This window comes from Phytobacter sp. V91 (assembly GCF_965644225.1).
Taxonomy (GTDB): Bacteria; Pseudomonadota; Gammaproteobacteria; order Enterobacterales; family Enterobacteriaceae; genus CBFFRJ01.
This window is the reverse complement of the sequence record NZ_CBFFRJ010000153.1, coordinates 1-11,308: the sequence shown is the minus strand read 5'-3', so window position 1 is coordinate 11,308 and position 11,308 is coordinate 1. Positions and strand designations below refer to the sequence as shown.

Genomic DNA, 11,308 nt, shown 5'->3' with positions numbered 1-11,308 from the left:
CGCCATGGTGCGTGACAATACAAAATGGGCGGCAGGTTAGCTGCCACCCATTGACTTTAAACACAGCTGCTCTCCCTAAAAGGGTGAGGGGCAACCTCAGCTCCTGGCCATCCGCACATACTCCACACCTTTTTTATAAAAGGTTTCTCCCTGCGGAATGAAGCCGAATTTCTGATAAAACCCCAGCGCAGACGTGCGGGCATCGAGGCAAACATGACTCACCCCCGCCGCCGCCATCTTTTCCAGCACCGAGCGAAACAGGTACCCGCCAAAGCCCTGACCCTGACAGGCTTGCAGGGTGGCGAATTTACGGATCTGGCAGGTCGAGGCATCCAGCATAAATACCGACAGGCAGCTCACAATAGCCCCGTCGTGCAACACGCCAAAATGCCGCGCATCGTCATCGCCTTCCACCAGAGAGGCCTCGCGGGGAAGCTGCGGCCATAAAACCAGATGGCGAATATCAAGGCACTGCTCAAGGGTAACAGGGGTGAATTCCAACGCTGGCTCCGGTCATTAGCATCAATCTGATGCGGTTATGCTCGGTTTGCCGGCAGGCAAAGTCAAATACGATAAACTTTGCATAAATTCACGGGGTTCATAAATCGTTGCAAATGATCACGAGCGTAGAAAATGCCGGACAGCAATCAATTTAATTGATAAAAATCATAATCTTAAGAATTTACCCTTTATCATCACCTACAAACAAACGTGATCTACTCCACACTTTATTCCCCACAGATCGAAGCGAATGTCTACGCTTATAGATAAGCCGGGACACACCCGTAATCTGTTACGACGACATCCGGAGGCCAGTATCCCTATGTTCAACCAGAAACTTCATATCGCTGAATCCGTTGAGTTTGCGCCCGAAGAAGAACCTCGCTACGAAATTGACCCCTGCGAGTTAAAACTGGATGAAATGATCGAGGCGGAACCGGAGCCTGAAATGATCGAAGGGCTGCCCGCGTCTGACGCCCTCACCCCAGCCGATCGTTACCTTGAGCTGTTTGAGAACGTACAGTCCGCGCGCATTTTTGCCGACAGTAAAACCTTCCCGGACTGCGCGCCAAAAATGGATCCGCTTGATATCCTGATCCGCTATCGAAAAATCAAACGCAAGCCAGGTTTTGATCTGCGCCAGTTCGTGGAGATGCACTTCTGGATGCCGGAGGCTTACGGTAGCGAGTACGTTTCCGATCCGCAAAACTCCCTGAAAGAACACATCGATCAGCTATGGCCGGTGTTGACGCGTGAGCCGCAGGATCATATTCCCTGGTCATCGCTGCTGGCGCTGCCCCAGGCCTATATCGTCCCCGGCGGTCGCTTTAGCGAGACCTACTACTGGGACTCCTATTTCACCATGCTGGGGCTGGCGGAAAGCGGCCGCAACGATCTGCTGCGATGTATGGCCGATAACTTCGCGTGGATGATTGAACGTTACGGTCATATTCCGAACGGCAACCGCACCTATTATCTCAGCCGCTCCCAGCCGCCGGTTTTCGCCCTGATGGTCGAACTGTTTGAGGAGGATGGCGTGCGCGGCGCGCGGCGTTATCTGGAACATCTGCTGATGGAGTACGATTTCTGGATGGATGGCGCCAGTTCACTGTCCCTCAACCAGGCTTATCGCCACGTGGTGCGTATGCCGGATGGCTCTTTGCTTAACCGCTACTGGGACGACCGGGACACCCCGCGTGACGAATCCTGGCTGGAAGATGTGGAGACCGCTAAACACTCAGGTCGCCCGGCCAATGAGGTCTACCGCGATTTACGCGCTGGCGCGGCATCGGGCTGGGATTATTCATCACGCTGGCTACGGGACGCGAACCGGCTGGCGAGTATCCGCACCACCCAGTTTATCCCCATCGATCTGAACGCTTTTTTGTTCAAGCTGGAAAGCGTGATCGCCAATATTGCCGGACTGAAAGGCGACCGGGAGCGCGAGAACGAATTTCGCCAGAAGGCGAGCGACCGCCGCGCCGCCGTGAATCGTTATCTGTGGGACGATGAAAAAGGCTGTTTTCGCGACTATGACTGGCGTCGCGAAGAGCTGGCGCTGTTCTCTGCCGCCAGCATCGTGCCGATGTATGTCGGCATGGTGACGCATGAGCAGGCGGAACGACTGGCAGAGGTCATTGCGGCGCGGTTGTTAACGCCGGGCGGCATTATGGCGACTGAATATGAAACCGGCGAGCAGTGGGACAAACCCAACGGCTGGGCGCCGCTGCAATGGATGGCGGTTCAGGGGTTCAAACTATACGGCAACGACGCGCTGGGCGATGAAATTGCCCGCAACTGGCTGCGTACCGTCAACCATTTCTACCTGCGCCACCATAAGCTTATCGAGAAATACCATATCGCCGGGGGGACGCCACGCGAAGGCGGCGGCGGCGAATACCCGTTACAGGATGGTTTTGGCTGGACTAATGGCGTGGTGCGGCGTCTGATTGGCTTATACGGGGAGCCGTAGCGCCCCGTTAAGTCAGCGTATTAATCAATAGCGTCGTAAATTGAGGACTGGATATTGGCCCACTTTTTGGTGTTATCGTCAGGTGTGGCCTGATAACGCAACTGGGCCTGTTCCATCTCATAGCGCTGGCGATTGACCACCGGCGCAGACGTACAGAACGTTTGCAGGTAGTTCTTACGCAAAGATGTCAGCCGGGTGCCGCCTGACATCTCATGCGCCATGTTATCAATAAAGCGGCGGCACGGGCGGTTCTCTTCCATCTGCAACTGGTAGCGCAGCAGCATCTCCAGCACATCCGTGTAGTCGTTCGCCATCGCCTGTTCCGTCCAGGAGAGTTTCCAGGCCATGCCGGTTCGTAAGAATAGCGACACGACGCGGGTATCGTTGCGATCGATTGCCGAACGGAAGTTGCTTTCATCACGCGGGATCCCCAACTGGCTCAGCTCTTCTTTTGGCGTGGTCTTTTCCTTATCCTGAGAAATCGGCACGGTAATGCGATTTTCTCTGGCCAGCGGCACCGAAACCGAAGAGGATGACTCGCTGAATAACCAGAATGCCCCCACCGCCATGACCAGTACCACAACGCCGACGGCTCCCCAGAGGATGGTTGAGAGGATCTGATCGCGCTGCTCACGCGTGCGTGCGGCGCGTTTTTCCGGTTTCTCTATATCACCGCGAATTTGCATAGCATCACCTCCGGCAGCACGATCTTTGGTTCGCGCCTGCTCCCAAAAAGCCTCTAACCCGTTACCCGCCTCTTTCATCAGGCCTGCGGGGTTTATTTTTATTCGCCCTTCTTCCCAGGCTCGCTGTACCGGGCCGGTGATTTGCGGGTAATAGCTATCCAGCAAGGTTAGCTGGTTGCTGGTCAACGGCTGCCCGGCCACCACGGTGGTGCGGATCTGGCGAATATCGTCGAGAAACGTTTGTAGCGTCTTACGCGGCTCAAGGAAAAGATTGAGCACGGCGGTGTCGTTAAATACGCGCGCGTAGTGCTGGCTAAACTCTTTTCTGTCCACCAGAATCGAGGCCAGCTCGCTGAATTTCATACCGCTTAAAACATCGTTATCGTCGCCGACTTTCAGCCAGCGGCGCACCTTATCAGCACCGAATCGCGTTTTCAAATGGTTACGCAAAGGCAAATTTTCCGGCCAGGCATGATTAATCAATGATTTGAGCATCATTTCCAGCGCCCGCAGCTGGGTTAAACCATTCTCCTGCCCCGCACTCTTGATATGCAGCGTGGTGTTATAGCTCAATAACGGCTGCTTCATACGCAGATGCTCAAGCGCACGGACAAAGCGCAGGGCGGCAATCAGTTGATTTTCGCTAACGTCCTGGCCCTTCTCATAATGCGGAACAACCTGCTGCAAATGCCGCAATTGCACCATAAACTGGGTTAATTCCGCATCGTTCAGTTTCAACCTTTTTGCGACCGCCCCCCAGCCTCCAAGACTGAGGCGGGCAATATCGAGTTGCTCCAGAAACCAGCGTGGATCCTTACCTTCTTCGAAATGCGCACTCAGTAGCAGCAGAATTTCGATAGAGGCCAGACGAATAACACCGATACATTCTTCAAATTGTTCGCTCAGACTGAGCGGCGCGGAACGGGACATTCTTTTCCTTTAAATACAACTTAAGAAATAATTAACTGGCCAAAAGAATCGTTAAATTTTCTTTATTTATGGATAGTTAAAACATAGACCAGTTAATGATTATTATCAGTGATGGCGGTTTTAACATAACAAAAATCTCTGGAGCGCAGACGATGCCAAACCTGAAAACTCTTCGCCTTGAATGCAGTCCCATTAGCGAGGCTGACTGGCCTTTCTTCCTCGCGTTACAACAGGACAATCAGGTGATGCGCTTTGTTGCCGACGATCGTCCCCTGGCGGCAATCCGTGAAGCCTTTGATGCGCGCCTTCCCGCCTGGTCGCCTGGCTGCCAGCACTGGCTGTGTCTGGTGGTGCGCGATAGCGAAACCCGGCAGCCGCTGGGGGTGACTGGCTATATCCATCGGGATAGCGACTGCGCTGAAGTGGGGTTTCTGTTCGCCCCCCAGGCCCAGGGAAAAGGGTACGGGCTGGAGTCGCTGGAGGCGGTGTGCCGGTACGCATTTACCGAGGGTGGGATCCGTCGGCTGATCGCCACGGTGACTGCCGGGAATACGGCATCGAAACGGCTGCTGGAGAAGCAGGGCTTTGTGCTGGAAGGGGAGCTGCGTGAAGCCTTCTGGCTGGACGGGCGCTGGCAGAATGACTGGCTGTTTGGCTTGCTACATCACGAATACGACAAAACCCGATAAGCCAGCACTTATCGGGCGTTGCGGCAGCAACCTGAAAATCAGAGGAACATACCGCCGGAGACTTCCACCCGCTGGGCATTCATCCAGGCCAGTTCGTCACTCAGTAACGCCGCCATCGCGGCGCCTATGTCGTCCGGCTTACCGACGCGACCTAACGCCGTCTGGGAGGCAATATACTGATTAATTTGCGGATTATCTCGCACTTCACCGCCACGGAAATCGGTCTCAATTGCGCCGGGGGCAATAACATTCACCGAGATTTTCCGCGCGCCCAGCTCTTTAGCCTGATAGCGCGTCAGTACTTCCATCGCCCCTTTCATGGCACCGTAGGTGGCGTAGCCTGGCAGAGCAAAACGCGCCAGCCCGCTGGAAACATTCAGAATGCGCCCGCCGTCTGCCAGCAGCGGCAACAGGCGCTGGGTCAGGAAGAACGGCCCCTTGAGATGGATGTTCATTAATTCATCAAACTGTGCTTCGCTGGTCTGGGCGAAAGGCACGTTGATGCCAATTCCGGCATTGTTCAATAAATAATCAAAGCTTTCCCGATCCCATACGGTTTTAAGCTGCTCCTGCACCTGGCGGGCAAAAGCCTCAAAGCTCTGGACATCGCCAACGTTGAGCTGCAATGCCACGGCTTTCACGCCTTTACGCCTGATTTCCTCCACAACATCGTTCGCCGCCTGCTGATTGTTGTTCCAGGTGAGGATGATGCCGGTTCCTCTCTCCGCCAGCTTCAATGCCGCGCTTTTTCCCAGTCCACGGCTGCCGCCGGTCACTAATGCGATAGTTTGTGTCATAAGAAACCTCGTTTTTGTGTGCTGTTCACTGTAGAAAAAGCTTATTAGCTGATGGTAAAACAATAAAGATAGCGAAATGCGCTTCACTGTTTCACTGAAGACAACAATCAGGGCGTGTAATGGATAAAATTCATGCAATGCAGCTCTTCATTCGGGTAGCGGAACTGGAGAGTTTTTCCCGGGCGGCAGACTCGCTGGGGCTGCCAAAAGGCAGTGTTTCGCGCCAGATCCAGACGCTGGAAACGCACCTTGGCACACAGCTGCTTTATCGTACAACGCGGCGGGTACAACTCACCCAGGATGGCATGGTCTATTACGAGCGGGCAAAAGATCTGCTCACCAATCTGGACGAGCTCGATGGGCTGTTTCTCCACGATCCCTCAAGTATCAGCGGTCGATTGCGGGTGGATATGCCGGTGGCGGTGGCAAAAAACCTGGTTATCCCCAGGCTGCCTGCTTTTCTCCAGCAATACCCCGGCATTGAGCTCGAACTCAGCAGTAGCGACCGGCTGGTGGATATCATTCGTGAGGGTTTTGACTGCGTGGTTCGCGTAGGCTCGCTGAAGGACTCCGGCCTGATTGCCCGTCAGTTGGGTAAACTGTCGGTCATCAATTGCGCCAGTCCCGACTACCTTGCCCGCTTTGGCTACCCGGAAACGCTGGAGGATCTCTCTTCCCACGCGGTGGTTCATTACGCCCTCAATCTGGGCGTCCGTCCGCAGGGATTCGAAGTCTGGCATGACAACCAGACCCGCTGGATAAAAACCGGCGGCGTGCTGACCGTGAACAGCACCGACACTTATCATGCGGCCTGCCTGGCCGGGCTTGGGATTATTCAGGTGCCGCGTATTGGCGTGCGTGATGCGCTACGCAGCAAAAAACTCCAGGAGATCCTGCCGCAGTACCGCGCGGAACCGATGCCGGTCTCGCTGCTCTATTCGCACCGCCGCAACCTCTCACGTCGCGTTCATCTGTTTATGGAGTGGCTGTCAGGGGTGATGAAAGATTATGTTGATTAGTCGGGGGCTATAATTTTATCAGGCCCGTACAGGAAAAAGGAAAACGACACCGATGACGTCGGAAAACAGCGAAAAGCGTCCCACTCAGGAGCAGGATGACGCATCTGGCAAAAAAATGGCGACCCCAGGCGCCGCCCGTAAAACGCTCAACACCGTGACCGATGCTGCGCAAAAAGTGCAACGCCACCCGGTCATCGCCCATCTGATCCGCGCTGCCGAGCGCTTTAACGATCGTATGGGGAACCAGTTTGGCGCGGCAATTACCTACTTTTCATTCCTGTCGATGATCCCCATTCTGATGGTCTCGTTTGCCGCCGGGGGGTTTATTCTCGCCTCGCACCCTACGCTGCTGCAGGACATTTTCGACAAGATCCTGATGAACGTCAGTGACCCGACGCTGGCGGCCACCCTGAAAAGCACCATCAATACCGCCGTGCAACAACGTACAACTGTCGGGATCGTCGGGCTGGCGATTGCGCTCTACTCCGGAATTAACTGGATGGGCAACCTACGCGAAGCAATCCGCGCCCAGTCGCGTGATGTCTGGGAGCGAACCCCGCAGGACCAGGAGAAAATTTGGGTGAAGTACTTTCGTGACTTCATTTCGCTGATTGGCCTGCTGGTGGCGCTGATTGTCACCCTGTCGATTACCTCTATTTCCGGCGCAGCCCAGCAGCTGATTATCTCGGCGCTCTACCTCGACTACATCGAGTGGCTGAAGCCTGCCTGGCGGCTGATTGGGCTGGCGATCTCTATTTTTGCCAACTATCTGCTGTTCTTCTGGATATTCTGGCGACTGCCGCGCCACCGGCCACGTAAACGGGCGCTGATACGCGGCACCCTGATTGCCGCAATTGGCTTTGAGGTGATTAAAATCGTCATGACCTGGACCCTGCCGTCGCTGGTGAAATCGCCTTCCGGCGCCGCCTTTGGGTCGGTACTCGGCCTGATGGCGTTCTTCTACTTCTTTGCCCGCCTGACGCTGTTCTGCGCCGCCTGGATTGCCACCGCGCAATACAAAGATGACCCGAGAATGCCGGGAAAAACGCATAGCTAACATCTACATCGGGCTGAATATATCAGCCCGACTCATCATTTCAGCATGAACAACCAAGTCGTAACTTTTATTTAACCAAAAACCAGTTTTAAATTCCGATATTCAAATTTTGTGAAGCATTTCATAGAAGATAAATCCCGGGTCTGAAAATTATCCACTTTTTGCCTGTTTTTCCGTCATATCCCCACTTTGTTACAGATTGAAATGTCGCTTTTGCTATGACTAATATGGTCGTCCGTTCGCCCAAAAAATAAGAAAATTTTATGCAAGCCACAGCCACAACATTAGACAATGAGCAGGAAAATCCACCGATAAACTCACGCAGTAAAGTCGTTATCGCTTCACTGATTGGCACCGCCATCGAGTTCTTCGACTTCTATATTTATGCCACTGCGGCAGTTATCGTTTTCCCGCATATCTTCTTCCCTCAGGGCGACCCGACCGCAGCCACGCTTCAGTCGCTGGCCACCTTCGCGATCGCCTTTATCGCTCGTCCGATTGGTTCTGCGGTATTTGGCCACTTTGGCGACCGTGTCGGGCGTAAAGTCACCCTGGTCGCGTCGCTGCTGACGATGGGGATCTCCACGGTGCTGATTGGTCTGCTGCCGGGTTATGAAACCATTGGGGTTATGGCGCCGTTGCTGCTGGCGCTGGCACGTTTTGGTCAGGGTCTGGGCCTTGGCGGCGAATGGGGCGGCGCGGCACTGCTGGCGACCGAGAATGCGCCGCCGCGTAAACGCGCGCTGTACGGCTCCTTCCCGCAGTTGGGCGCGCCGATTGGCTTCTTCTTTGCCAACGGTACTTTCCTGCTGCTCTCCTGGCTGCTCACCGATGAGCAGTTTATGAGCTGGGGCTGGCGCGTACCCTTTATCTTCTCGGCGGTACTGGTGCTGATTGGCCTGTACGTCCGCGTCTCGCTGCATGAAACCCCGGTCTTCGCCAAAATCGCCGCGGCGAAAAAACAGGTAAAAGTCCCGATGGGTACGCTGCTGAGCAAACACGTGCGCGTGACCGTGCTTGGCACCTTTATCATGCTGGCGACCTATACGCTGTTCTACATTATGACCGTCTACTCCATGACCTACAGCACCTCACCGCAGGGGCTGGGCATGCCGCGTAACGAAGTATTGTGGATGCTGATGATGGCGGTGATTGGCTTTGGGGTGATGGTACCGGTTGCCGGGCTGCTGGCGGATAAATATGGCCGCCGTAACAGCATGATCGTGATTACCTCACTGATCATCCTCTTCGCCCTGTTCGTCTTCCCACCGCTGTTGGGTTCCGGTAATCCGACGCTGGTGATGGCCTACCTGCTGATCGGCCTGAGCCTGATGGGTCTGACCTTCGGCCCGATGGGAGCATTACTGCCAGAACTATTCCCGACTGAAGTACGCTACACCGGCGCGTCCTTCTCCTATAACGTGTCGTCGATTCTGGGCGCCTCCGTTGCGCCATACATCGCAACCTGGTTACAGGCGAACTACGGTCTGATGTACGTGGGGATTTACCTGGCAGCAATGGCAGCGCTGACGCTGACCGCGCTTATCCTGACTCACGAAACCAAACATCAGTCATTGTGATTTAACGCAGTCCGACCCGGCTTGCAGAGTGTTGCAGGTCGGGTACGAGGTTAAAGCTCCAGCATCACGCTGGCGAGCGTATTGAGCGGTACCGGGCGGGAGAGGAAATAACCTTGTGCAGCAAAAGCCGGGGAATTCTGAACGTCGCGCCACTCTTCGAGAGTTTCGACCCCTTCGACAATCACGCCCTGACAATAGCGGTTCATCAGTTGCAGCAGCAGGGAAAAAAGATTGCGGCCTTCCGGGGTTTTGCGCAGCATGATGAACAGGTCACGCGCCACTTTAATATAGTCGTAGTGCATTTCACTGAGCGCGGAGAAATTCGCCATCCCGGTACCAAAATCATCAAGCCAGAGCGGCCCCATATCGCTGATAGTGGCAAAGGTGGTGTCTTCCGGCAGGCGGATATGTTCAACCAGCTCGAAGCGGATCCAGGGGAGGCTCTCAATCAATGCCTTGAGCTCAACATTCTGGCGCATTGCCAGAAGCGTAGGGCCGTCAACGTTAACGGAGGCTAATACGTTATGTTCGGTAAAGAAGGCTTTCTGTTCCGCTAACAGGGCAATCTGCTCATGCACCACTTCCACACGCTGACGTACCGGCACCTCGGAAAAATAGCGATCCGGCGCAATGCGCTCATCAGGTTTTCCCGGATGGGTCACAATGGTCAACACTTCAATCGCCATCAGGCGACCGTCGGTTTTGTAAATGGGCTGATAAGTATAAGCACGCTCACACTGCAGCCAGAAACGACGCTCCTGGAGGCTTTCAATACTTGCCTCAGGATAGTTTAGCCGCTGGATAACCTGCTTTAACTTCATTTCGCATGTCCTGTTGAAGATAAGCGCCAGGAAGGACGCGTTATTGGGTTATCGGCGTCACCACTGATAACTTTAAGTCCAGGGCAAACGCAAAATGAAAAAGCACGGCGGGAATCTGCACAGAACACGCTTTAGCTCAAATAAATAATGGAACGACGTTTTAATATGGTTGACCACGAAACACACACAAAGCAAACTAACGCTAATTCATCTGATTCAGGTTCCTGACTATGTCCAAGAAAATTGCCGTGATTGGCGAATGCATGATTGAACTGTCACAAAAGGGCACGGACGTTAATCGTGGCTTCGGTGGCGACACGCTTAACACCTCGGTTTATATCGCACGCCAGGTCGACCCGGCGGCGCTGTCCGTACACTATGTGACCGCACTCGGCACCGACAATTTCAGCCAGCAGATGCTGGAGTCCTGGCAGGCGGAAAACGTCGACACCAGCCTGACTCAGCGTATGGAAAACCGTCTTCCGGGGCTGTATTACATCGAAACCGATGAAACTGGCGAGCGGACCTTCTACTACTGGCGTAATGAAGCTGCGGCAAAATTCTGGCTGGAGAGCGAGCAATCTGCCGCCATCAGCAAGGCGCTGGCGGGCTTCGATTATCTCTATCTGAGCGGTATCAGCCTGGCGATTTTAAGCCCGGCCAGCCGCCTCAAGCTGCTGTCGCTGTTGCAGGAGTGCCGCGAGAACGGCGGTAAGGTGATTTTTGATAACAATTACCGTCCGCGCCTGTGGGCCAGCAAAGAAGAAACGCGTCTCGTCTACCAGCAGATGCTCGCCTGTACCGACATTGCTTTCCTGACGCTGGATGATGAAGATCTGCTTTGGGGTGAACAACCGGTTGAAGAGGTGATTGCCCGTACTCAGCAGGCTGGCGTAAAAGAGATCGTTATCAAACGCGGTGCGGATTCGTGCCTGGTGGCAATTGCCGGCGAACCGCTGCAAGAGATACCGGCGGTGAAACTGCCAAAAGAGAGCGTGGTGGACACCACCGCGGCGGGCGATTCCTTTAGCGCGGGTTATCTGGCGGTGCGCCTGACCGGTGGTGACGCCGTGGCGGCAGCAAAACGCGGCCACTTAACCGCCAGTACGGTGATTCAGTATCGCGGGGCGATTATCCCACGCGATGCAATGCCGAACTAAGACGATATACCCCTCACCTTAACCCTTGTATGTTTAAAGTCACTTCAGTTACCCGCCACCAGGCGGGTACACTATTACCGTGTTTGACCTGATGCC

10 protein-coding genes are annotated in these 11,308 nt (G+C 54.6%); 6 read left to right on the top strand and 4 right to left on the bottom strand.

Annotated elements, in window-relative coordinates:
* Positions 1–96: 96 nt before the first annotated feature.
* Positions 97–501 (bottom strand): GNAT family N-acetyltransferase, encoded by a 405-nt coding sequence (locus ACSZO4_RS22290; RefSeq protein WP_437891242.1) that lies wholly within the window; start codon positions 499–501, stop codon positions 97–99.
* A 322-nt stretch (positions 502–823) separates the two neighbouring features.
* Between ACSZO4_RS22290 and ACSZO4_RS22285 the strand changes: the two genes are divergently transcribed.
* Positions 824–2,473 (top strand): alpha,alpha-trehalase, encoded by a 1,650-nt coding sequence (locus ACSZO4_RS22285; RefSeq protein WP_437891243.1) that lies wholly within the window; start codon positions 824–826, stop codon positions 2,471–2,473.
* A gap of 20 nt (positions 2,474–2,493) precedes the next feature.
* On the opposite strand, the gene ACSZO4_RS22280 is transcribed toward ACSZO4_RS22285, so the two are convergent.
* Positions 2,494–4,089 (bottom strand): STY4199 family HEPN domain-containing protein, encoded by a 1,596-nt coding sequence (locus tag ACSZO4_RS22280; RefSeq protein ID WP_437891241.1) that lies wholly within the window; start codon positions 4,087–4,089, stop codon positions 2,494–2,496.
* 152 nt (positions 4,090–4,241) lie between these two features.
* Here ACSZO4_RS22280 and ACSZO4_RS22275 point away from each other — a divergent pair, with 152 nt between their 5' ends.
* On the top strand, positions 4,242–4,778 hold the full coding sequence (locus tag ACSZO4_RS22275; RefSeq protein ID WP_437891240.1) for a GNAT family N-acetyltransferase: 537 nt from the start codon (positions 4,242–4,244) through the stop codon (positions 4,776–4,778).
* Between the two features lie 38 nt (positions 4,779–4,816).
* On the opposite strand, the gene ACSZO4_RS22270 is transcribed toward ACSZO4_RS22275, so the two are convergent.
* Positions 4,817–5,575, bottom strand: coding sequence for an SDR family NAD(P)-dependent oxidoreductase (locus tag ACSZO4_RS22270; protein WP_437891239.1), 759 nt, complete (start codon positions 5,573–5,575; stop codon positions 4,817–4,819).
* 119 nt (positions 5,576–5,694) lie between these two features.
* Between ACSZO4_RS22270 and ACSZO4_RS22265 the strand changes: the two genes are divergently transcribed.
* From ACSZO4_RS22265 to ACSZO4_RS22255, 3 genes are all read left to right on the top strand, one after another.
* Positions 5,695–6,594, top strand: coding sequence for a LysR family transcriptional regulator (locus tag ACSZO4_RS22265; RefSeq protein WP_437891238.1), 900 nt, complete (start codon positions 5,695–5,697; stop codon positions 6,592–6,594).
* A gap of 52 nt (positions 6,595–6,646) precedes the next feature.
* Positions 6,647–7,651: an inner membrane protein YhjD gene (gene yhjD, locus ACSZO4_RS22260; protein ID WP_437891237.1), complete on the top strand. Its 1,005-nt coding sequence runs from the start codon at positions 6,647–6,649 to the stop codon at positions 7,649–7,651.
* A 263-nt stretch (positions 7,652–7,914) separates the two neighbouring features.
* On the top strand, positions 7,915–9,231 hold the full coding sequence (locus tag ACSZO4_RS22255) for an MFS transporter (protein ID WP_437891236.1): 1,317 nt from the start codon (positions 7,915–7,917) through the stop codon (positions 9,229–9,231).
* Between the two features lie 50 nt (positions 9,232–9,281).
* Here ACSZO4_RS22255 and pdeH read toward each other — a convergent pair whose 3' ends face one another.
* On the bottom strand, positions 9,282–10,052 hold the full coding sequence (pdeH, locus tag ACSZO4_RS22250) for a cyclic-guanylate-specific phosphodiesterase (protein ID WP_437891235.1): 771 nt from the start codon (positions 10,050–10,052) through the stop codon (positions 9,282–9,284).
* A gap of 230 nt (positions 10,053–10,282) precedes the next feature.
* Here pdeH and ACSZO4_RS22245 point away from each other — a divergent pair, with 230 nt between their 5' ends.
* Complete coding sequence (locus ACSZO4_RS22245) at positions 10,283–11,212, top strand: sugar kinase (RefSeq protein WP_437891234.1); 930 nt, start codon at positions 10,283–10,285, stop codon at positions 11,210–11,212.
* Positions 11,213–11,308 lie beyond the last annotated feature (96 nt).

Excerpts from the sequence above, each read along its gene's own strand:
- yhjD (WP_437891237.1), top strand. The coding sequence starts at position 6,647 with ATGACGTCGGAAAACAGCGAAAAGCGTCCCACTCAGGAGCAGGATGAC.
- ACSZO4_RS22245 (WP_437891234.1), top strand. The coding sequence starts at position 10,283 with ATGTCCAAGAAAATTGCCGTGATTGGCGAATGCATGATTGAACTGTCA.
- ACSZO4_RS22275 (WP_437891240.1), top strand. The coding sequence starts at position 4,242 with ATGCCAAACCTGAAAACTCTTCGCCTTGAATGCAGTCCCATTAGCGAG.
- ACSZO4_RS22280 (WP_437891241.1), bottom strand. The coding sequence starts at position 4,089 with ATGTCCCGTTCCGCGCCGCTCAGTCTGAGCGAACAATTTGAAGAATGT.
- ACSZO4_RS22285 (WP_437891243.1), top strand. The coding sequence starts at position 824 with ATGTTCAACCAGAAACTTCATATCGCTGAATCCGTTGAGTTTGCGCCC.
- ACSZO4_RS22270 (WP_437891239.1), bottom strand. The coding sequence starts at position 5,575 with ATGACACAAACTATCGCATTAGTGACCGGCGGCAGCCGTGGACTGGGA.
- pdeH (WP_437891235.1), bottom strand. The coding sequence starts at position 10,052 with ATGAAGTTAAAGCAGGTTATCCAGCGGCTAAACTATCCTGAGGCAAGT.
- ACSZO4_RS22255 (WP_437891236.1), top strand. The coding sequence starts at position 7,915 with ATGCAAGCCACAGCCACAACATTAGACAATGAGCAGGAAAATCCACCG.
- ACSZO4_RS22265 (WP_437891238.1), top strand. The coding sequence starts at position 5,695 with ATGGATAAAATTCATGCAATGCAGCTCTTCATTCGGGTAGCGGAACTG.